The following is a 21,826-nucleotide window of genomic DNA, read 5'->3' as shown; positions in this document are numbered from 1 at the left end:
AATCGTCGCACCGCCCGCGCTGGGTGGCGAAGCCGCCCCAAACCAAGCGACCCGGTTTTCTCTGGAACTCGGCGCTGTCTTTATTAGGGCGGCTTCGCCACCCAGCGCGGGGCAAGCCCGCTCACTACAAGTTACTCTGCCTTGACCTGATCCCCCTCCCCCCTGAAAATGCCCGACGCTTTTTTGTCCTCGTTTACTGAAGTAGTGAAATTTCAATGTCCGATTCCTACACCCCTGAAGAATCCGTAGTCGCCTTGCGCGCCAAAGCCGAATACGAAAACGCCATCAATCTTTCACAGCATGTGCCTGCCGCCAAGATCATCAGCGAGATGGTGCTGGACGCATTCCACACCTCCAAGGAAAGCGACCAGATCCGTGAGCTGCGCGTGGCGATCCGCCAGGCCCACGATGCATTCGACGACGACACCGCCTACGACCTGATGGGCCAGCTCAAGCAACTCAAAGACGCCGAGGCAGCCGACAACGCCGCCCTGGAAAACCTCAGCAGCCAGTTCTCCATCAGCCGCATCCTGTCCAGCTTCAAGGACGACCCCCAGTTTCAGGAATTGGTCTATGGCCTGGCATTGAAAGTGCTGAACCAGAGCCACCAGGCCATCAGCAACCCGAGCGCCGGCAAGAGCAAGGCGTCACGGCCCAAGAAAGAAGCCGAAGTGTTTGTGATCAGCAAGGACGGCATCAGCGTCACCCTGCCGCTGCGCACGCCGCGCTCGAAGCTGAACGTTGACCGTGAGGCGTTCGAGTTCCTGGGTTTCAGCTTCGTGGGTGAAGGGGATGAAGCGCAGCTGGAGGTTGAAAGCTTTGTGGATAACGCCGGCACCGAACAGCCGTTGAGCCGCAAGAGCGTGATCACTGCATTGCAACAGCAGACGGCGTTTGAGGGGTATAGCATCGCGCAGCAGTGACCTGATTCGCGCCCTTTAAAAAGCCCCGTCCTTCGTACGAAGTCGGGGCCTTTTTTCAATCAGACGGTCGACAATCGATCCACCATGTCTGGAAACTTCTCGACCAGACGAATGAGCAGAGCAGCCTGAGCGTTGGGCTTTGACTTATCCTGCTCCCAATTTTTCAGCGTACTGGGACTGGTGCGTATGCTCCTGGCAAACACCGACTGCGACATATGCAGCTTGTCCCGCAATGCCACAATCTCTTGGGCGGACACGTCAGGAGCAGGCCTATCCTCCAAGGTGCTCTGCCTAAGGGTAATTTTGCCTTCCCGATGCGCCGCCATTTCATTAACGCCCTGCATCAACTCAGCAAACAGATCGCGCTTTTTCATGGGGTACCTCGTTTTTTCAGTTCTGCGTCTATGGCCTTTTTAAGTGCCTTCTCTTGATCGGCAGTCAGATTTTCCAGTTCGTCCTTGTTATAGATTGCGAACATCCAGAAATGACCATCCGTGGTGAGCCAATAGTAAATAACCCGTAAACCACCACGCTTGCCTTTACCACGCTTCCCGTCTGACCACCTCAGTTTACGAAACCCTCCCGTACGGGGCATGACATCGCCCGCCAACGGGTTCAACTGCATCTCATTTTGCAGCGCACGATACTCATCGTCCGTCAGATAATCACCAACGGTTGCAGTAAACGAAGATGTTTCGAAGAACAGAGAGCGCATGAACTAAACTATAGTCAACTTGCGTATGATTATGCAAACTCAAATTCGATTTTCTGACGAACTGCCAGCGCCACAGCGAAGCGTTATCCGGCCTACACGTGAGTCAGCTGCGCCGCAAACACCTCGCGAAAACGCGCCATCTCCCGTTTGCTCCCCACCGTCACCCGCACCCACTGCGGCCAGTCTTTCCATACCCGTCCAATCAGTACGCCGTGCGCCGCAAGCTTCTCGATCACCTGTTCGGCCGGTTGTTGCACGTCGATCATGAAGCAATTGGCCTGGGACGCCGTGCAGGTAAAACCACGACCTTTCAACCACGTCACGGTCTCATCGCGCAGTTGGTTATTGAGCGCCTTGCGCTGTGGCAACAACTTCACATCTTCCAGGCTGGCAAGGCCGCCGAGCAGACTTGCGCCCGCCGGTACGTTGTCACCGCCAAACACCGCGAGCCGCTCCAGCAGCGCCGGGTGGCCGATCGCCAGGCCCAGGCGGGCGCCGGCCATACCGTAGATTTTCGAAAAGGTGCGCAGCACCAGCAGGTCGTCGTGGTCCTTGACCCAACTGACAACGCTGGGCACGTCGGCGAAGTCGATATAAGCCTCGTCCACCACCAACACACTGCCCTTGGGTTTGTCCGCCAGTGCCTGACGGATAGCTTCGACGGGCGTGACGGTGCCGGTGGGGTTGTTGGGGTTGCACAGGTAGAGCATGCCGGCCTGGGGATCGGCGGCGAGCATGGTCGGGATGTCGTGGGCGTGGTCGGCGTTCAGGCTGACTTCCTTCACCGGCGCCGTGTTCGATTGTGCCGCCTGGCGCGGCACTTCGTAGGACGGCGTGGCCATCACCAGGCCGCGGGTCTCGCTGGTAAAGGCCAGCACCGCATAGCGCAAGGCGGCCATGGAGCCTGCAAACACCGCCACCTGCTCTTCGGCAATGCCCTGCTGCTGGGCAAACAACCCGGCCAACGCATACATGTGGCCGTAAGGATAACGTGCGGAGGTGGCGATGCCCTGCTGCATTGCCTCGCGTGCAGCGCTGGAGGGGCCGTAGGGGCTCTCGTTGTAGTTGAGCCGCACCTTGTCGGACTTGGCCGGCGGCGGCGCCGCAACCGCCCAATCCAGGCGTCCCAGTAATGGCAGGGCAGCGCCCACGGCGAGAAGGGTCCGACGACTAACGCTGACCATGTGACAACTCCTTGTTGCAGGCAGGTAATGGATTCGCACAGCTCGTACAGGGAGGTATGACGAGAAAAGCGCCTGCGAATTTAAACCTGCGCCCAAGAAAAAGCCCCGCGCTTCTCTCGAAGGCGGGGCTCTTTCACTGCACGACCACTCAGTGAGCGGAGGTCAGCAACAGCTCTTTCGGCACTTGGAAATCCAGGGACATCATCACGCTGAGCGCGGTGATGGTGAAGATCGAGAACACGAACAGCTTGCGCGCCCAGACGGTGTCATCCACCGCCTTGTAGCCGGTCCAGGCCATGTACAACCAGTACATGCCCATGGCCGCGGCGACGGCGAGGTAACTCATGCCGGCGTAGCCACTGAAGGTCAACATCAAGGTCGCCACGAGGAAGGCCAGGATGTAGAGCAGGATATGTTTCTTGGCCACCTGGATGCCACGCTTGACCGGCAGGACCGGAATCGACGCAGCCAGGTAGTCATTGAAGCGGAAAATCGCGATGGCGTAGGAATGCGGCATCTGCCACAGGCTGAACATCACCAGCAGCACCAGCGCGGCCATGTCGAAGCTATTGGTTACAGCCACATAACCAATCACCGGCGGCATCGCCCCCGACAGACTGCCCACCAGCGTGCCGTGCACCGACTTGCGCTTGAGGTAGAGGCTGTAGAGGCCGACGTAGATGACAAAGCCGATCACGGCAAACAGCGCCGCCAGCGGGTTGGCCACCTTGTACAACAGCACTACACCGGCAACACCCAGGACGGTCGCGAAGATCAGTGCCAGCTTCAGGGAGATAAGCCCCTGGACCAGCACGCGATTCTTGGTGCGCTCCATCTTGATGTCGATGTCACGGTCGATGCAGTTGTTGAACACGCATCCGGAAGCTACCACCAGGGACGTGCCGATCATTGCAGCCAGAAAGATGGCCAGATCGACATGCCCCTTGGAGGCCAGGAAGAAACCGCCCGCCACAGAAAGCACGTTACCGAAAATGATCCCCGGTTTGGTGATTTGGATAAAGTGCTTAAGCGACATCGGGTTTTACCTCACTTCGCCATCATGTAGGTGTGGATGCTGAACATGATCCACAGCGACAGACCAACCAGCAGAACGATCACCAGGCCTGCGAACACGAACGCAATCACGTTCTCGCGCTGCTCTTTGGAACGATCCAGGTGCAGGAAGTACACCAGGTGAACCAGGACCTGAATCACCGCGAACGCCAACACGATCATCAAGGTGATCGACTTCGGCAGGGTTGGGTACATCACCAGGCCGAACGGGATCAGGGTCAGGATGACCGACAGGATAAAGCCGATGGCGTAAGACTTTACGCTGCCGTGGCTTGAATCGTGGCTGTCATGGGAGTGTGCATTAGCCATTACAGAGTCCCCATCAAGTAAACGACGGTGAATACGCAGATCCAGACCACGTCTAGGAAGTGCCAGAACAGGCTCAGGCAGCTCAGGCGGGTCTTGTTGGTGTTGGTCAGGCCGTGCTTATTGACCTGATACATCATCACCGCCATCCACAGCAGGCCGGCGGATACGTGCAGACCGTGGGTGCCGACCAGCGTGAAGAACGCCGACAGGAAACCGGAACGGTGCGGGCCGTAGCCCTCGGAGATCAGCAGGTGGAACTCGTTGATCTCCATGCCGATGAAGCCCAGGCCGAACAGGAAGGTCAGTGCCAACCAGCTCAGTACGCCTTTCTTGTTGCCCTTGTAGAAGGCCAACATGGCGAAGCCGTAGGTGATCGAACTGAACAACAGCAAGGCGGTTTCGCCGAGCACGTAAGGCAGTTCGAAGATGTCGTGGCCCGACGGGCCACCCGCTACGTTGTTTACCAGTACCGCGTACACCGCGAAGATCGACGCAAACAGGATGCAGTCGGTCATCAGGTAGAGCCAGAAACCGAAGACGGTCATTGGCCCCGAGTCGTGGTGATGGTCATCGTGCCCATGGTCATCGACATGGGCGTGTCCAGCATTGGTCACTAAGTTCGACATGGTTTAAGCCTGTTCCAACGAGGTTTCTACACGGTTGGCCGGGATTTTCTTCTCGGCGACCAGGCGAGCGTGCTGCTCGGCTTCGATGCGCTCGATCGTTTCGACCGGCACCATGTAGCCTTGATCATCACGTGCTGCGTGGACAATGAAGTAGCCGATGGTGCCCACCAGGCTAACGATTGCCAGCCACCAGATGTGCCAGATCATCGCGAAACCGAACACGGTCAACAGCGCACCCATCACCACGCCAGTGGCGGTGTTGCTTGGCATGTGGATCGGTTCGTAGTGCTTGGGTTGCTGGTACGCAGTACCGTCTTCCTTGGCTTCGGTGAACGCATCGATGGTGTTCGCAGTCGGGATCACGGCGAAGTTGTAGAACGGCGGTGGCGAGGAGGTCGACCATTCCAGGGTGTGGCCATTCCATGGATCGCCCGATTCGCACATGTTCTGCTTGCGATCACGCACGCTGACATACAGCTGGATCAACTGGCAGGCGATGCCCACAGCGATCATCACCGCACCGAACATGGCGACGTACAGGTACGGCACCCACTCAGGGTTGGTGGTAGCGTTCAGACGACGGGTCATGCCCATGAAGCCCAGTGCATAGAGAGGCATGAACGCGACGAAGAAGCCCGAGATCCAGAACCAGAAGGCAGCCTTGCCCCAACCTTCGTGCAGCTTGAAGCCGAACGCTTTCGGGAAGTAGAAGCTGAAACCAGCGATGTAACCGAATACCGCGCCACCGATGATCACGTTGTGGAAGTGAGCGATCACGAACAGGCTGTTGTGCAGTACGAAGTCAGCACCCGGGATGGCCAGCAGTACGCCAGTCATGCCGCCGATGGCGAACGTCACCATGAAGCCCAGGGTCCACAGGACCTGGCTGGTCATACGCAGACGACCGTGGTAGATGGTGAACAGCCAGTTGAACAGCTTCACCCCCGTCGGGATGGAAATCAGCATCGTCGCCAGGCCGAAGAAGGCGTTGACGCTGGCCCCCGAACCCATGGTGAAGAAGTGGTGCAGCCACACCATGAAGCCCAGTACGGAGATCGCGCCCGAGGCGTAGACCATCGAGTGGTGACCGAACAGGCGCTTGCCGGTAAAGGTCGAGATCACTTCGGAGAAGATACCGAACGCTGGCAGGATCAGGATGTACACCTCAGGGTGACCCCATGCCCAGAACAGGTTCACGTACATCATTGGATTGCCACCAAGTTCATTGGTGAAAATGTGGAAATCCAGGTAACGGTCAAGCGACAGCAGCGCCATGGTAGCGGCCAGGATCGGGAACGAAGCCACGATCAGGACGTTTGCCCAGGTGCAGGTCCAGGTGAAGATCGGCATGTCCATCAGTTTCATGCCAGGGGCGCGCATTTTCAGCACGGTGGCCAGGAAGTTGACCCCCGTCAGCGTCGTCCCGAGTCCTGATAACTGCAGCGCCCAGATGTAGTAGTCCACACCCACGCCAGGGCTGTATTGCAGGCCCGACAGTGGCGGATACGCAACCCAACCGGTCTTGGCGAATTCGCCGACGCCCAGGGACACGTTGATCAGCACCACGCCGGACACCAGCAGCCAGAAGCTCAGGGAGTTCAGGAACGGGTAGGCAACGTCACGGGCACCGATCTGCAACGGCACCGCAAGGTTCATCAGGCCGGTAAAGAAAGGCATCGCCATGAAAATGATCATGATCACACCGTGGGCGGTGAAGATCTGGTCATAGTGTTCAGGTGGCAGGTAGCCAGGCGAGCCCTCGGTGGCCATGGCCAACTGGGTACGCATCATGATGGCGTCGGCAAAACCACGCAGCAGCATGACCATGGCAACGATGATGTACATCACGCCGATTTTCTTGTGGTCGACCGAAGTCAGCCACTCGGTCCACAGGTAGGTCCACTTCTTGAAGTAGGTGATACCCGCAAACAGTGCCAGACCACCCAGCGCGATCATGGCGATGGTAATCATCACAATCGGCTCGTGGAACGGGACCGCATCCCAACTTAATTTACCAAACATCGTTTACTCCTCTGCCCCAGCAGTTGAATGCGCGCCCGTGTCAGAACCTTCAACCGCGGCCACTTCTTTCTTCTCGTGCTTGACCGGCTTGCCTGGTTTCATGCCTTCGTACTTGTCGACGATTTTCTGAAACAGGTTCGGCTCAAACGCGGAGTACAGGGCGACTGGGTTGTTCTGGCTTGGTTTGGTCAGGGCGTCGTATTCAGCTTGATCAAGCTGTTTAGGTGCGGCCTTGACTTCGGCTACCCAGGCGTTGAAGTCTTCCTGGCTCGTCGAGATCGCTTTGAATTTCATGCCGGTGAAGCCAGCGCCGCTGTAGTTGGCGGAGATGCCTTCCATTTCAGCTTTCTGGTTGGCGATCAGGTGCAGCTTGGTCTGCATGCCTGCCATCGCGTAGATCTGACCGCCCAGGGCCGGGATGAAGAACGAGTTCATCACAGCGTCGGAGGTGATCTTGAAGTTCAGCGGGGTGTGCTCCGGGAACCGGATCTGGTTCACAGTGGCGATACCCAGGTCCGGGTAGATGAACAGCCACTTCCAGTCCAGCGCGACCACTTCGATGTTGATCGGCTTGACGTCGGATTCCAGCGGACGGTACGGGTCCAGTGCGTGGGTGGACTTGTAGGTCACATAACCCAGGGCAATGATGATGAGGATCGGGACCAGCCACACCGCGATTTCGATCTTGGTGGAGTGCGACCACTTCGGCGCGTAGGTGGCGCTGGTGTTCGACGCGCGGTATTTCCAGGCGAAGGCGAACGTCATGATGATCACAGGCACCACGACCAGCAGCATCAGCAGGGTGGCGGTGATGATCAGGTTTCGTTCATCCAGACCGACCTGTCCTTTTGGGTCGAGCAAGGTCCACTTGCAGCCTCCCAGCATTAACATCATGCCAAGCAGCGGCAAAAAGCCTAGTAATCGGGGGTACCTGTTTTTACTCATCTCACGACCTCTAAAGCAGCTTGCGCAATGCAGTTGGGTTTTGATCGCCAACACTTCACCCTGCCAAGGGTTGGCATTTCTCTTCGATTGAATAAGAGCCTGCCCATCACGTCATAAAGGAACGTTTCACGGACCTGCGGTGAGTTCTTATTCGATTTCGTGGTTAAAGGCCTTGTTACAGACCAATTCCATTTGGTGCGGATAGTTGGAAGGCTGCCGGAACCTTGGGGTCGCACAGAGCCATCCATCTGCCCCTCGACCGCTCCAGTGCTCAAAGATTGAACGGCACCGGACATTCAGTGCGGGCGATTGTAGTTAGCTGGCGATGTATAAACCATGTCTGATAAAGAAATAATTTTTATCGATTACAGCAATAATCCTTCACCAATATTGCAAAGGTTCGCGATCTTATCGCGTTCGATTCTCAACAAAAACCACAAAAATTGCCGTGTTATAGGGCAAGACGCCGCACCCCTTACCCTGCGTAAGGGCCTGCCAAACCGATGCAAGTCCCCATAAATCAAGGCATTCGGACATCACGAATTCCCTGATGCGGCGCGAGATTGGCGAGATCGAAAGGACTATAAACTGACAGCACACCCAGGCCGTTTTATGCAAATCCAAAGGCTTGGCCGGGCGCTCGGAAATGGCCTGCGCCAGCTTCCGTGTGACAACATGTCGCACACTGCGCGCACCCGAAATTGCCCGGCGTCACGTTCTGTTCACAAATTCCTGCAAGCAAAAACGCCCCGGCCTTCCTTCAAGAAAGACCGGGGCGTTTGCGCGAATCAGCGTCAGGTGTTGCGCTGGCGATTTCGATAGATGCCCAGGGGCACCAGGATCACGGTCAGTACGAACGCCACGAGCGCCCACTGTGCCAGTGACAGGCCCAGCACGGGTGGGTAGGGGGTGCTGCAGAAGCCATCGACCTGGAAGCCCAGGGGAAACACCTTGGCCAGGGGCAACTCGTCGACGATAGGTTGCAGCACATCGACGCCGCAGCTGACCTGCGGGAAAAATTGGGTGTACACATGGTGACCGGCTGCCGCCACACCACCGAGGGCGCTGAGTATCACCAGCCCTTCAAAAAACGTGAGAGCGCCTTTGGTACGCATGCCCGCGCCGATGAACGCGAAGACCGCGATCAACAGCAAGGCGTAGCGTTGCAGGATGCACAGCGGGCACGGCGCCTCGCCCAGCACCACCTGCATGTACAGCGCACCGCCGATCAGCGCCAGGCAGATGATGCCCAGCAACACCAGAAAGCGCCGCTCCCTGCCTAATCGCAATTCGTCACTCATCTCCGGTTCCCTTTGTTTGGTTGTGCCAATGGCCGCAAGTTTACACACAGGGAGTGGTTTAAACAGAGGGGGGTTAACAGCGGATTAATCGAGGGGAATGCAGAACCAAATGTGGGAGCGGGCTTGCTCGCGAAGGCGGTGTGTCAGTTGGCCTATAAGTGACTGATTAACCGCATTCGCGAGCAAGCCCGCTCCCACATTGGACAGTGTGAACCGTTAGATTTTATTCCAGGGCAGCAGCCGGGCCGAAGAATTCATAGCGACTCTGTTTCTCCGGCACGCCCAGCGCCTTGAGGTGGCGCTTGACCGCCGCCATGAAGCCTTTAGGCCCCAGGAAGTAAGCATCGATGTCGCGTTGCTCGGGCAACCAGGCGGCCAGTTGTTCCTGGCTCAGCAGGCCGACTTTATCCGCCGCCGGGCTCACGCCGTCATCTTCGGCATAGCAGTAGAAGCGCTTGAGCTGCGGATGCTGGGCCGCCAGCGCATCCACCCAGTCGCGGAACGCATGCACTGCGCCGTTACGCGCGCAGTGGATAAAGTGCACCGGGCGCTGGGTGGCGAGTGCGGCTTCGAGCATCGGCAAGGTGGGCGTTATGCCCACGCCGCCGCTGATCAGCACCAGCGGTTTTTCGCCGGGCGCCAGGGTGAACTCGCCCGACGGCGGGAACAGGTCAATGGTGGCACCGACCTGCAGCTGATCATGCAGGTAGTTGGAGACCCGCCCGCCGGCCTCGCGCTTGACGCTGATGCGGTACTGGCCCGCATCGCTCAATGCCGACAGCGAATAGTTGCGGCGCACTTCTTCGCCGTCGAGCACCAGCTTCATGCCGATGTATTGGCCTGGCGCTGCGGCAAGGATCGCCCCGCTGTCGGCCGGCGCAAAATAGAACGAGGTAATCTCGGCGCTCTCCTCCACACGTTTGACCATGGTGAACGCCCGCGCACCGCGCCAGCCGCCCAGGGCCTGGGCTTTCTCTTCATAGATAGCGGCTTCGGCGCCGATCAGGATGTCCGCCAGTTGCCCATAGGCATTGCCCCAGGCCGTCATCACCTCGGGGGTCGCGATCTCGCTGCCCAGCACTTCGGAAATAGCGCGCAGCAGGCAGGCCCCGACGATCGGGTAATGCTCCGGCAGGATCTGCAGGGCCACATGCTTGTTGATGATCTTGGCCACCAGGTCGCCCAGTTGGTCCAACTGGTCGATATGCCGCGCGTACATCAACACGCCGTTGGCCAAGGCACGCGGCTGATCGCCGCTGGCCTGGTGGGCCTGGTTAAACAGCGGGCGAACCTCGGGGTATTCGGACAGCATCATGCGGTAGAAATGGGTGATCAGCGCTTCACCGCCACTTTCCAGCAGGGGCACGGTGGATTTGACGATGGCACGGTCTTGGGCACTTAGCATGGGAGGCTCCTGGGCTTCTTCACGGATTACCCTGGTGTAGTCAGTATTCGTGCCAACTTATAAATCCTTAAATTTCAATGAGTTAAATTATAAGTAGTCAGTATGACTTCCTACATCTTATAGTCATAAGGACTACGAGGAGTCATTATGACTGCGCAACCGCTGCTCACCACCCTGCTGCCATTGGTCGCCGACCTGTCCCGCGAACTGCCCGAAGGCGAGCGTTACCGCCGCCTGCTGCAAGCCATGCGCGCCCTGCTCCCTTGCGACGCCGCCGCGCTGTTGCGGCTGGACGGCGAATGGCTGGTGCCACTGGCCGTGGATGGCTTGAGTGCCGACACCCTCGGTCGACGCTTCAGGGTCAGCGAGCACCCGCGTTTTGCCGTGCTGCTTAGCAGCCCCGGCCCCACGCGTTTTGACAGTGACAGCGAGTTGCCAGACCCCTATGACGGCCTGGTCGAGGGGCTGCACGGGCACCTGCAAGTGCACGACTGCATGGGTTGCCCGCTGTTCGTCGACGACCAGCCCTGGGGCCTGCTGACCCTGGACGCGCTCGACACCGAGCGCTTCGAACGCGTAGAGCTGGACGCCCTGCAAGCCTTCGCCAGCCTCGCCGCTGCCACCGTCAACGTCGCCGAACGCATCGAGCGCCTGGCGTTGCGCGCCGAAGACGAGCACCAGCGCGCCGAGATCTACCGCCAGGCCAGCGGCCAGCAGCACAAGGAAATGATCGGCCAGAGCAAGACGCACAAGCGCCTGGTCGAGGAAATCAAGCTGGTGGGCGGCAGCGACCTGACCGTACTGATCACTGGCGAAACCGGGGTGGGCAAGGAACTGGTGGCCCAGGCCATTCACGCCGCCTCCACCCGCGCGGACAAACCACTGATCAGCCTCAACTGCGCCGCCCTGCCGGAAACCCTGGTGGAAAGCGAGCTGTTCGGCCATGTGCGCGGCGCCTTCACCGGCGCATTGAACGAGCGCCGCGGCAAGTTCGAACTGGCCAATGGCGGCACGTTATTCCTGGATGAAGTCGGCGAGCTGTCGCTGACGGTACAAGCCAAGCTGCTGCGGGTGCTGCAAAGCGGCCAGTTGCAGCGCCTGGGGTCAGACAAGGAGCACCAGGTGGACGTGCGCCTGATCGCCGCCACCAACCGCGACCTGGCCGGCGAGGTCCGCCAGGGTCGCTACCGCGCCGACTTCTACCACCGCCTCAGCGTGTACCCGCTGCAAGTCCCGGCGCTGCGCGAACGCGGACGCGATGTGTTGCTGCTGGCCGGTTTCTTCCTTGAACAGAACCGCTCGCGCATGGGCCTGGGCAGCCTGCGCCTGACCAGCGATGCCCAGGCGGCGCTGCTGGCGTATAACTGGCCAGGCAATGTTCGCGAGTTGGAACACTTGATCGGACGCAGCGCATTGAAAGCCCTGGGCAACTGTCGCGAACGCCCGAAGATTCTCAGCTTGAGCGCCCAGGACCTGGACCTGCCCGACGTCAGCGCGCCGTTGGTCGAAGAGCAGACTGAGGTTGTGCCGATTGTCAGCGGCGACCTGCGCCAGGCCACCGAGCACTATCAACGCCACGTGATCAACGCCTGCCTGGAACGCCACCAGCACAACTGGGCCAGCGCCGCCCGCGAGCTGGGCCTGGACCGCGCCAACCTGGGCCGCATGGCCAAGCGCCTTGGAATGAAATAAGCAAACTCACCACAATCCAAATGTGGGAGCGGGCTTGCTCGCGAAGGCGGTGTGTCAGTCATTGTAGATATCAGCTGATACACCGCTTTCGCGAGCAAGCCCGCTCCCACACTAGACCGTCTTCGCCTTAAAGACCGAGTTCACAACCTTGGGCTTTCGAAACACCAACACATTCCCCACCATCACCAACACCAACCCCATCAACGCCGGCGCCGTCCACTCATAGCCCTCGACAAACGCCGACACATTCAACGCCACCACCGGAAACAGCACCGTGCAATACGCCGCCCGCTCCGGCCCCATCCGCCCTACCAGCGTCAGGTAAGCCGTAAACCCGATCACCGAGCCCGGGATCACCAGGTACCCCAGCGCGCCGACATACCGCGCGCTCCAGTCCATCTCGAACGGGATCCCACGCACCGCGCAGTAGGTTGCCAGCATCAAGGCGCCATAGGCCATACCCCACGCATTGGTGGTCAGAGGCCTGAGCCCCGCCTTTTGCTGCAAGCTCGACAGCATATTGCCCGCCGAGAAACACATCGTACCCAACAAGGCCAAGCCCAGGCCCAGCAAGGTCTGCGGGCTAGCGGTGTGCCCCGCCAGTTCCGGCCAGAACAGTAAGCCCAAGCCCATCAAGCCGAGCCCGCCGCCCATCAACACATTGCGCGCCACGCGCTGGCCGAAGAACACGCGGGCGTTCAGTGCGTTCCACAGCGTGGCGGTGGAAAACACCACCGCCACCAGACCGCTGGGGATCCACTGGCTGGCCGTGAGAAAGCACATGAAGTTCACGCAAAACAGGCACAGCCCCTGGGCCACACAGATCAGGTGCCCACGTCGGTTCATCACCTGCAACTTGCGGCTGAGCAGCAACAGCACAAACAGCACCAGCGCCGCCAGGCCGAAGCGATACACGATCGACACAGGAATCGCCACCACGCCCAGTTGCCATTTAAGGGCGATCCAGGTGGTGCCCCAGATCAGCACGGTGAGTAAATACAGGGAAAGGTTCATAGCGGGCTCCATCGATTGAGCCACAGTGTCGCGCCTGAGCCGTGTTGCGCTCTTGCACATTCTTGCGCTTTTGTCGGGCGACGGGATCACAGCCTCAGCGGCGGAGAGTAGGATGCAAAACGTCGGAGAGTACGAACCATGCCTGATCTGCAATCACTGCACGTTTTCCAAGCGCTTAACCGCTCGCCCAACGCACGCCTGGAAGCCTGCGCCGAGCTCGGTGACGGCGTATCCGCGGCTTTGTGGAACAACCACCACGACGCACAGGATTACCAGGCACCCAGCCATCACACCTTGTCCTGCTACATCGGCGGCGGCACCGGCACCTTTCGGCGCGACCGGCCGGGCACCAAGGGCGGGCCCGACAAACTGTGCATCCTGCCCGCCGAGCACCAGTCGGCCTGGGTGATCAACGGCGAGATCCGCCTGGCCCACGTGTATTTCAGCCCGCAGCAGTTTGCCCTGGGCTGCGTCACCTTGCTGGACCGCGAACCGCGCACGCTGCAACTGCGCGAGAGCACCTTTCTGGAAGACGCCGGCCAGGCGCGGCGCTTTCATCAATTGATCGCGCTGAACTGGCACGAACCCGCCGAGCGCTTGCTGACCAGCAGCCTGGCCCATGAACTGCTCAGCCACACACTGCTCAGTCAGGTGGGTGCCCGCGACGGGCTGCGCCTCAAAGGTGGGTTGGCGGCGCATCAACGGCGATTGTTGGTGGAGTATGTCGAGCAGCATCTGGAGGAACCGATCAGCCTGGGCCAACTGGCCGGACTGTGTGCGTTGTCGGAATACCATTTCGCGCGGATGTTCCGCCAGAGCTTCGGCCTGCCGCCCCATCAATACCTGCTGGCGCGACGGCTGGCCCGTGCGCAGGCCCTGCTACGCGCTGGCACGCTGGCCTTGGGGGAGATTGCCTTGATGTGCGGGTTTTCCAGCGCCAGCCACTTCACCCACCGCTTTCGCCAGGCCATGGGCGCCACGCCCGGCGAGTACCGTCAGGCGTTCTGCGCCTAGGTCATCAACCCAAGGGTTTTCGCCTTGGCCACCGCTTGCGTACGCCGCTCCACCCCTAACTTGCTGTGGATGCGCCGCGCATGAGTCTTGACGGTGTGCAAAGAGATGAACAGGCGATCGGCAATTTCCAGGTTGGAGTTGCCGAGAGCGATTAACTGCAGCACTTCCAACTCGCGCTGGCTGAGGGGATTGTCCAGTGCGCCCGAAGTCGACACCGCCGGTTCCATGCCCAGCTCGCTCAACAGCGCCGGTGAACGCAGCCGCAGTTCGCGGATCGCCTGCTGCACCTGGCAACGCGCCGCAAGCTCCAGCCCGGTTTGCAGCGAGCGGCGCGCCAGGACAGGGTCGCCGACGTGCCAGGCGACTTCGCCCAGCACCAGGTGCAGTTCGGTTTCCAGGCAGAGCATGCCGCGTTGACGCGTGGTTTGCAGCAGGGCGTTGAGCCGCGCCAGCGGCTGATCGGCACAGCCCAATTTCACCTCTGCCAGCACCAGCAGGTACTCCAGACGCGGGATCAGTTCCAGGGTGGCCGGCGGCGCTTGCTTGGCCTGGGGCCCGCGAAAATGGCGAAGCACGCGGCGCATCGCTTGCGCGGTCAATTCGGCGCGGCCCTGCTGCAACCAGAAGTGCCCGCTGACCAGCAGCAGCACCGCGCGGTATACCGTGTCGGGCACCTGGCGTTGCTGCATCAGCCGTTCGGCCTCGCGCAGTTGCACAAACGCCTGGGCATAGTCGCCACGGTTGGCGGCCAACAGGGCCAGGCCGAGAAACCCGTAGAGCACACGCTTGTCCTGGCTGTGCAGGCAGATCTTCAAGCCGGCCTCGAAGCACTCGGCGGCAAGGTTGTCGTGCCCTTGGCGCAACGCCAGATGCCCGCTCCGCAGCGCGATACGGCCCACCAATGGCCCGGCCGTGAGTTGCTGTTTGAGCAACATCGCCTGCACGTTTTCCAGCAGGCTCTGGGCGCGATAGGGGGCACCGCGCTGTTCCAGCAATTGCGCGTGATCCAGCTCCAGCAAGGCTTCGAGCAGCAACGAGCCGTGGGCGCGGGCCAGGCATAACGCCTCGCGGTTGAGGGTCTGGGCCACGTCCAGTTCACCGCGCAGCAAGGCTTGTTGGGTGAGCCCCGACAAGCACATCAACCGCGACGTCCAGGCGCTGTCGGGCAAAGCTTGCAGCGCTTCGATGAAATGTTCGCGCGAACGCTCGGCATCGCCGTCCAGATGCAGCAGCCAACCCCACTGCGCCTGCCACCGCGCGAGCAAGTGCCGTTGTTGCGCCGCCGTCGGTTGCGGCGCGAACCGCGCAAGCTGATCGATACACTGCGCGGCCTGCTCGAAACGCCCGGCAAACAGCAGCGCCGCCGTCACCAGCCCCACCAGTTGCGCCGAACCGAGCATCAATTCATCGCCGTGCTCTTCATGCAGGCGCAGCAGCAGTACGGCGTTCTGCTGGCGGAACAGGTCTTCGAAACTGAAGTGCTGCAACAGGCTGACCGCCACTTCGTATTCTTCGGCCAGCAGCGCCTGTTCAAACGCCGCCTGCCAGTCCTGTTCGGCGGTGAACCATTGGCACGCGCGCCGGTGCCAGGAGCGCTTGGCCGGCCAGGGTTCATCGCGCATCAACTGCGCAAGCGGAGGGAAAACCTGCAGCCAGTCGGTGTCTTCCCAAGACTGGATAAACGCGCCGAGGGCCTGTAGCTCGCGCAGGTATTGGCCACCGTCGCCGGCGCCGAACAGGTGCTCGCATAACCCCGGATTGAAACGCGGCAGATGCGCCAGCACGCGCCAGGCTTCGGCCAGTTCGGGCGCCAAGATGTTGAACAGCTCGTGTTGCAAATAATCGAGCAAGGTCTTTTGCGGGTGACCCTCCCCCAGCAAGGCGATACGCGCACCGGCGCACCAGCCGGCACTGAACTGCATGACGCTGTCGACGGATTGTCCCGGGGAATGAATGAGCAGTTGCTGGATCTCGGCAGGGTTGAACGCCAGGTCGGCGCCACACTCCAGCAGTTCGTCGTCGAGCAGCAACCGTGGCCAATTGCACAGGGGCCGGCGCCGCGCGCCGAGCCACCAGGTCAAGGCCGGACTGCCGGCGGTCAGCAAACGATCGAGCAATGCATCGGTTTCGGGGGTGGGTAAACGGCAGAAGTCATCGATGAACAACCATGCCGGGGCCTGCCAGCGAGCCAGGTCCAGCAGCAGCGTCGCTTCATCGGTGAACGGCAGACCGAGGTTCTGCGCCAGGCGCCGGCAAAAGTCGCTTGGGCCGAGGGCCACGCCATTGAGCGGCAGCCAGAAGACTTGGCAGCCCGCCGGCGCCTGCAATGCGCACTCGGCCAGCAACGCACTCTTGCCGCTGCCGCCAGGTGCGCACAGCAACTTGACCCGCACCGGCGCCGCCAGCAACGGCTCGGCCAAGCGCGGGCGCAGCAGATGGTGGGCGGACAGCCGAGGCATGAATCCAGGACGGTCCAGGCAGCGTGTCATGGCGGTCATTGCTGCATCCTGCGTTCTTATTGTTATGCAACCTGACCGCTACCCTAGTCCTGTGGTTGGCGTTTGTTGAAGAAAGATTCAGCACAATGATTGAAAGACATGCACAAAACCCACTGTGGGAGCTGGCTTGCCTGCGATGTTGTAGTGAGCGGGCTTGTCCCGCGCCGGGTGGCGAAGCCGCCCCAATAAAGGCATCGCCGAGCTTGAGCTGGAACCCGGCGGCCTGGTTTGGGGCCGCTTCGCAGCCCAGCGCGGGACAAGCCCGCTCACTACAAAGATGTGTAGATACCTGTGGCTACCCAGGCACGCCACACAGTTGGAGCGTATATCAACGCACGCCTTCAGCCCTCAGTGCCGCCGGGGTGTAGTCCGCCGCCCTGGCATCGAAGCCGAACACAAAGCTGCTCTTCTCTTCGTTCTTCATGCCCAACGCGAGGTAGCGCCCGGCGATGATGTCGTACAGGGTTTCCACGGTGTAGGCCGGGGTCTGGTGGTTGTAGTAGAACTGCGCATGGCCTTCGGCAACCCGCCACAATTGGCCACGGCCATCGTAGTGATCCACCAGTGCCACCTGCCAGCTGTCTTCGTCGATGTACATGTGGCGCTTGGCGTAGATGTGCCGCTCGCTCGGCTTGACCGTGCCCACCACTTCCCACACGCGGTGCAGCTCATAGCGGGTCAGGTCCTGGTTGATGTGGCCGGCCTTGATGATGTCGTCGTACTTGAGCGTCGGCTGGTCGAGCTTGTAGCTGTTGTAGGGGATGTACATCTCCTTCTTGCCCACCAGCTTCCAGTCGTAGCGGTCCGGGGCGCCGGAGAACATGTCGAAGTTGTCGGAAGTGCGCAGACCATCGGACGCGGTGCCCGGCCCGTCATAGGCCACTTGCGGTGCACGACGTACACGACGCTGGCCGGCATTGTAGATCCACGCCAGGCGCGGCTCCTTCACCTGGTCGAGGGTTTCATGCACCAGCAGCACGTTACCCGCCAGGCGCGCCGGCGCGGTCACGGACTGCTTGAAGAAGGTCAGCACATTGGCGCCCTTGGCCGGGTCCATGTCGGGGATCAGTTGCGGCACCGCCACTTCTTCCTCGAAACGGATCGGCGTGTAGCTGCCGTTGGTCTGCGGGGTGGCCTGGGTGATGATGCGGCGCAGGTTGCCACCGTGGTAGCGGGTGATGTGGTTCCACAGCACCTCCACGCCATTCTTCGGAATCGGGAAAGCGTAGTAGCGGTTGCCGGTGAAGTTTTCCAGGCCGTTGCCGTCGTTGATCGCCTTGACGTTCAGCGCGCTGCGCTTGATCGACTCATAGATGTCGGGCGGCAGGTTGACCGTGCGGTGGGTCGGGTAGACCGGGATCTTGTAGGTCTCGGGGTAGCGCTTGAACATCGCGACCTGGCCGTCGGAGAGTTTGTCCTTGTACTTGTCGACCGTGGCCGCGGTGATCACGAACAGCGGTTTTTCACTGGCGAACGGGTCGGCGAGGAAGCCTTTGCTGTCCACCGCGCCGGCATTTTTCGGGATGCCGCCGTTCCAGGCCGGGATCGAGCCATCGGCGTTGCCGGCTTTTTCGGCGCCCACCGGGGTCAAGGTGGTGCCCAGCTTGGCCGCCTCGTCCGGCGACACTGCAGCCATTACGTTGGCTGCCAACAGGCTGAGGGCCATTACCGCAAATATCTTACGCATAGAGTCTTGTCCTTCTTTAAGCCAGATCAGAAGTTCACGCCAAAGCTGAGGGCGAGGAAGTCACGGTCGGTCAGGGTGTTGTAGTCACCGCCGAAAAAGTCGGTGTAGCTGAGGCTGGCGGTGTAGGTGTTGCGGTAGTCCGCGTCGACACCTGCGCTGATGGCCTTGGCGCCTTTGTTGAACAGGCCGTTGGGGCCGTAGCCGGCGACGTCGTGGGACCAGGACAGGTTGGGCTTGAGGTTGATTCCGGCGATCACGTTGTTGTAGTCCAGGATCGCCCGCGCACGGTAGCCCCAGGAGGTGGACGTCACGAAACCGTCGGTGTCGCCCTGGAAACCATAGGCGCCGTACACCGAGTCGCGGCCGTAGCGCAGCTTGGATTTATCCTCCAGGCCGCCGACGTGCACGATCGCCGCTTCGCCCACCAGGGTCAGGCGCTCGGCGCCCAGGACCTGGTCGAAGAACTGGGTCATGCTGCTTTGGATCTGGGTGATTTCCTTGCGGCGGTAGCCCTTATTGTCGGAACCGAAGTTGCTGCGGATGGGTGAGGCCAACTGGCCGGCTACGGGATTGATCAGGGCCAGGGTCAGGTCGGTGGAATTGAGTTGCACCGGAGCATTGGGCCGATAGCTGATTTCCCCGCTCCACGCCGTGCCGGTGGGCAAGGTTGTGGAGAAACTGGCGCCGAACAGGCGGATGTCTTCCGGATAGTCGAGGTAGTACTGGCCACGCCCAAGCATCAGGCTCTGGACCAGGCCGGCACCGGAGCCTGGCGCGATGGCGTTGGCGGTGCCGGAGATCGCGCCGAGTGTAGCCAGGCTGGTCGTGTTGGTGATGGTGCCCACGATGGGTGTACGGCTGTGGTAGTTCATGAAGTACAGGCCGTACTCGGTGTCATCCCCCAGCCAGCGCAAGGCGGTGCCGAACTGGCCTGAATCGCGGGCATCACGGTCGCCGGCGCGACGTACAATCACGCCTTCACTGGTCGCGCCAAATCCTTGGCCGAACGCCGCCGCCACAGGTTGCAATGGCCTGATCGCCGGGTTCCCGACGGTGTAGTTATTGGTGCAGCCATCCGCTGCCACATCGCCGCCAAAGTAAGTGCCGCAGTTATCCAGCACCGTCTGGTCCCACTCCAACTGGTAGAACCCTTCGACGGTCAGTTGGTTGGTCAGGCCTTGGGAGGCGAACAGCATGTTCACCGGGATCAGGCCTTCCTTGATTTCGGCACCCGGGCGGCGAAACGCCGAGACGTCGACGGGGTTGATGCTGTTGATGGAGTTGCCGATGAAGGTACTTTCGCCCCAGCTCACCACCTGCTTGCCCGCACGCACGGTGCCCGGCAGGTCGCCCAGCGAGTAGTTGTGATAGACGAAGGCGTCGAGGATCTGCGCTCCGCTGGATTTGGCGCCTTCCTTGCGGTTGTGGTCGCTGATTGGCTTGAACTCGCGGACTTCATCCTTGAGCTCGAAGTCGTACCAGTACTTGCCGCGCACAAACACGCCGGTGTCGCCGTATTTCAGTTCAAGGTCGTGCAGGCCCTTGAAGATCTTGGAGAAGGTCTCGCCCTTCTTGAAATTCAAGCGCCCGTCATCACCGGTGGACGCTTGGCCGGTACCGCCATTGACGGTACCCACCAGTTTTTTGTCGGCATCGCGCATGCCCCAGCTCGAGCCTACCGACAGCGAGGAGTCGAATTGCCCTTCGATCTCGCCAATGTTGAATGAAACAGCCTGTGCCTGGGCACAGCAACCCAATGCAACCGCAGCGGCCAGCGCCTGTGGCTTGAAGATGGCGCGCATTGTTGTTTTTGTCATGCGTCTTCCCCGGTGAGTGACAGAAGGCCTCACCCTACTGCCGCCCGGCAGGAGCGATAAGCGCACCAAGGAGGGATTCGTGTTGTCGCTCGAAAGGATTACCGGGCGCTCTGGCCTGGGTCTGGGCGCGGGCATGCGCCGCGTGGATTACGGGTTATCAGGAGAATGGATGGCGCGCGCTGTCACTGTTGCGGTTTGCGTAACAGTCCTTGTCATGAACCGGCATTACTTATCTTGTAACAAGCCACTATGCTTAGTGGGCTTTCAGGGCCAACGGCCCACTTCCACCGCTGGAAGAAAAGCCAGACTTGAATGGATTGATGATTTTTTTCAATTCGTTACCGGTGTTCACTGACGTTGATTTGTCGCTCCTTGATCCAACGTCTTACTTCGGCCGCTGCTTATGCAGCGGCCTTTTTTATGCCAAAAATAAAACAGGGCGCCATCAGCGCCCCGTAGGATTCAAGCTTTTTCAAGCAATGATCACAGGCTGTATTTCTGCAAATTGGCCATCATCTCCTTCAAGGCCTCGATGTTGTCCTTGGGATGGGCGGCCCCTTCGAAATCGCAGATCTGCTCCCAGTGCGCCGCCACATCCTCGGGAGTGAACCCGGCCTGCGGGTCGAAGCCGACGCCGAGGCTGCGCTCCCAGCGGGTCTTGCCGATCCAGCCGCCGCCGACTTCAAACAGGCCTGAGGTTTCCTGGCACGCCTCGCTGCCCAGGTACACCACCAACGGGCTGACCAGTTCCGGCTTGAGGCGCTCGAACACTTGCGGCGGGATCAGGCCTTCGGTCATGCGCGTCGCGCCGGTAGGGGCAATCGCGTTGACCAGGATGTTGTTCTTGCGCCCTTCCAACGCCAGGGTGCGCGTCAGCCCATACAGGCCGAGCTTGGCCATGCCGTAGTTGGACTGGCCGAAATTGCCGTAGATGCCCGAGGTGGACGCGGTAAAGATCACCCGGCCGTAGCCTTGCTCACGCAGGTGGGGCCAGGCGGCGCGGGTGACTTTGTAGGCGCCTTCGACATGCACCCGGTAAACCAGGTCCCAATCGCTGTCGTCCATTTTGTGGAAGGTCTTGTCGCGCAGGATTCCGGCGTTATTGACCACTACATCGATACGGCCGAAAGCGTCGAGGGCGTTCTGCACGATCTTGTCACCGTCGGTGACAGAGTCATGGTTGGCCTCGGCAATGCCGCCGGCTTCACGAATTTCGGCCACGACCCGGTCGGCGGCCGAGGCACTGGCGCCTTCGCCCTGCGTGGAGCCGCCCAGATCGTTCACCAGTACCTTGGCGCCGTGCCTGGCGAACAGCAGCGCATGGGCCCGGCCCAATCCGCCGCCGGCCCCGGTGACGATCACGACCTTATCCTGGAACTGCACTGACTCACTCATACCGAACTCCAATGGCGACAATGGGAATGGGTCGAGTGTCAGGCACCGGGGCGCGGGTCACAATAGAAACGGCTGAGGCTGAATGGTGGGCGATAAGGAGGGGGGATGATTGTCGATGGCCCGGCGACGATCTAGCGGTAGAACACGTTTTTGTGGGAGCGGGCTTGCTCGCGAATGCGGTCTGTCAGTTGATACAGCTGCCGAC

19 protein-coding genes and 1 pseudogene are annotated in these 21,826 nt (G+C 60.5%); 5 read left to right on the top strand and 15 right to left on the bottom strand.

Annotated features, from left to right (window positions below):
• Window positions 1–215: 215 nt before the first annotated feature.
• Window positions 216–923 (top strand): hypothetical protein, encoded by a 708-nt coding sequence (locus H0Z09_RS14810; protein WP_186691228.1) that lies wholly within the window; start codon window positions 216–218, stop codon window positions 921–923.
• Between the two features lie 59 nt (window positions 924–982).
• Here H0Z09_RS14810 and H0Z09_RS14805 read toward each other — a convergent pair whose 3' ends face one another.
• The 8 genes from H0Z09_RS14805 to cyoA all read right to left on the bottom strand — a co-directional run bounded on the left by H0Z09_RS14805 (window position 983) and on the right by cyoA (window position 7,798).
• On the bottom strand, window positions 983–1,297 hold the full coding sequence (locus tag H0Z09_RS14805) for a helix-turn-helix domain-containing protein (protein ID WP_186691227.1): 315 nt from the start codon (window positions 1,295–1,297) through the stop codon (window positions 983–985).
• The gene (locus H0Z09_RS14800; protein WP_186691226.1) at window positions 1,294–1,638 is read right to left on the bottom strand and encodes a toxin; all 345 of its coding nucleotides are present in this window, start codon (window positions 1,636–1,638) and stop codon (window positions 1,294–1,296) included. Before H0Z09_RS14800 ends, H0Z09_RS14805 begins: the two co-directional genes overlap by 4 nt.
• A 92-nt stretch (window positions 1,639–1,730) precedes the next feature.
• Window positions 1,731–2,822 carry a pyridoxal phosphate-dependent aminotransferase gene (locus H0Z09_RS14795; protein WP_186691225.1) on the bottom strand — a complete coding sequence of 364 codons (1,092 nt, stop codon included), beginning with the start codon at window positions 2,820–2,822 and terminating at the stop codon, window positions 1,731–1,733.
• Between the two features lie 148 nt (window positions 2,823–2,970).
• Entirely contained in the window at window positions 2,971–3,858 is an 888-nt protein-coding gene (gene cyoE / locus H0Z09_RS14790) for a heme o synthase (protein WP_076949921.1), read from the bottom strand.
• 11 nt (window positions 3,859–3,869) lie between these two features.
• Window positions 3,870–4,205 (bottom strand): cytochrome o ubiquinol oxidase subunit IV, encoded by a 336-nt coding sequence (gene cyoD / locus H0Z09_RS14785; RefSeq protein WP_003194051.1) that lies wholly within the window; start codon window positions 4,203–4,205, stop codon window positions 3,870–3,872.
• Window positions 4,205–4,831, bottom strand: coding sequence for a cytochrome o ubiquinol oxidase subunit III (locus H0Z09_RS14780; protein ID WP_024077337.1), 627 nt, complete (start codon window positions 4,829–4,831; stop codon window positions 4,205–4,207). The genes cyoD and H0Z09_RS14780 overlap by 1 nt, the downstream gene beginning before the upstream one ends.
• 3 nt (window positions 4,832–4,834) lie before the next feature.
• Window positions 4,835–6,853, bottom strand: a complete 2,019-nt coding sequence (gene cyoB / locus H0Z09_RS14775) for a cytochrome o ubiquinol oxidase subunit I (RefSeq protein ID WP_076949923.1) — start codon at window positions 6,851–6,853, stop codon at window positions 4,835–4,837.
• 3 nt (window positions 6,854–6,856) lie between these two features.
• Complete coding sequence (gene cyoA, locus H0Z09_RS14770) at window positions 6,857–7,798, bottom strand: ubiquinol oxidase subunit II (protein WP_057724001.1); 942 nt, start codon at window positions 7,796–7,798, stop codon at window positions 6,857–6,859.
• Window positions 7,799–7,825: 27 nt separating this feature from the next.
• On the opposite strand from cyoA, the pseudogene H0Z09_RS27550 reads away from it, so the two are divergent.
• Window positions 7,826–8,117: pseudogene (locus H0Z09_RS27550) on the top strand (hypothetical protein).
• A 475-nt stretch (window positions 8,118–8,592) separates the two neighbouring features.
• Here the strand turns inward: H0Z09_RS27550 and H0Z09_RS14765 are convergent.
• A complete protein-coding gene (locus H0Z09_RS14765) occupies window positions 8,593–9,099 on the bottom strand; it encodes a disulfide bond formation protein B (protein WP_186691224.1) in 507 nt (168 codons plus the stop codon).
• Window positions 9,100–9,322: 223 nt separating this feature from the next.
• On the bottom strand, window positions 9,323–10,504 hold the full coding sequence (hmpA, locus tag H0Z09_RS14760) for an NO-inducible flavohemoprotein (RefSeq protein WP_186691223.1): 1,182 nt from the start codon (window positions 10,502–10,504) through the stop codon (window positions 9,323–9,325).
• Window positions 10,505–10,651: 147 nt separating this feature from the next.
• Between hmpA and norR the strand changes: the two genes are divergently transcribed.
• A complete protein-coding gene (gene norR / locus H0Z09_RS14755) occupies window positions 10,652–12,196 on the top strand; it encodes a nitric oxide reductase transcriptional regulator NorR (protein WP_186691222.1) in 1,545 nt (514 codons plus the stop codon).
• Window positions 12,197–12,307: 111 nt separating this feature from the next.
• Here norR and H0Z09_RS14750 read toward each other — a convergent pair whose 3' ends face one another.
• Complete coding sequence (locus H0Z09_RS14750) at window positions 12,308–13,210, bottom strand: DMT family transporter (RefSeq protein ID WP_186691221.1); 903 nt, start codon at window positions 13,208–13,210, stop codon at window positions 12,308–12,310.
• 138 nt (window positions 13,211–13,348) lie between these two features.
• On the opposite strand from H0Z09_RS14750, the gene H0Z09_RS14745 reads away from it, so the two are divergent.
• Window positions 13,349–14,224, top strand: coding sequence for an AraC family transcriptional regulator (locus H0Z09_RS14745; RefSeq protein WP_186691220.1), 876 nt, complete (start codon window positions 13,349–13,351; stop codon window positions 14,222–14,224).
• Here the strand turns inward: H0Z09_RS14745 and H0Z09_RS14740 are convergent.
• The 3 genes from H0Z09_RS14740 to H0Z09_RS14730 all read right to left on the bottom strand — a co-directional run bounded on the left by H0Z09_RS14740 (window position 14,221) and on the right by H0Z09_RS14730 (window position 20,226).
• Complete coding sequence (locus H0Z09_RS14740; RefSeq protein ID WP_186691219.1) at window positions 14,221–16,722, bottom strand: LuxR C-terminal-related transcriptional regulator; 2,502 nt, start codon at window positions 16,720–16,722, stop codon at window positions 14,221–14,223. The genes H0Z09_RS14745 and H0Z09_RS14740 overlap by 4 nt on opposite strands.
• Before the next feature lie 328 nt (window positions 16,723–17,050).
• Window positions 17,051–18,409: a DUF1329 domain-containing protein gene (locus H0Z09_RS14735; RefSeq protein WP_186691218.1), complete on the bottom strand. Its 1,359-nt coding sequence runs from the start codon at window positions 18,407–18,409 to the stop codon at window positions 17,051–17,053.
• A gap of 26 nt (window positions 18,410–18,435) precedes the next feature.
• Window positions 18,436–20,226, bottom strand: coding sequence for a DUF1302 domain-containing protein (locus H0Z09_RS14730; protein WP_186691217.1), 1,791 nt, complete (start codon window positions 20,224–20,226; stop codon window positions 18,436–18,438).
• Between the two features lie 79 nt (window positions 20,227–20,305).
• Between H0Z09_RS14730 and H0Z09_RS14725 the strand changes: the two genes are divergently transcribed.
• The gene (locus H0Z09_RS14725; protein ID WP_186691216.1) at window positions 20,306–20,581 is read left to right on the top strand and encodes a hypothetical protein; all 276 of its coding nucleotides are present in this window, start codon (window positions 20,306–20,308) and stop codon (window positions 20,579–20,581) included.
• 128 nt (window positions 20,582–20,709) lie between these two features.
• Here H0Z09_RS14725 and H0Z09_RS14720 read toward each other — a convergent pair whose 3' ends face one another.
• Complete coding sequence (locus H0Z09_RS14720) at window positions 20,710–21,621, bottom strand: SDR family oxidoreductase (protein ID WP_186691215.1); 912 nt, start codon at window positions 21,619–21,621, stop codon at window positions 20,710–20,712.
• Between the last annotated feature and the right edge of the window lie 205 nt (window positions 21,622–21,826).

The sequence above is a fragment of the Pseudomonas sp. SWRI18 genome (assembly GCF_014268345.1).
Taxonomy (GTDB): domain Bacteria; phylum Pseudomonadota; class Gammaproteobacteria; order Pseudomonadales; family Pseudomonadaceae; genus Aquipseudomonas; species Aquipseudomonas cedrina.
The sequence above is the reverse complement of the archived record's forward strand: the minus strand, read 5'-3'. Positions and strand labels throughout refer to the sequence as shown.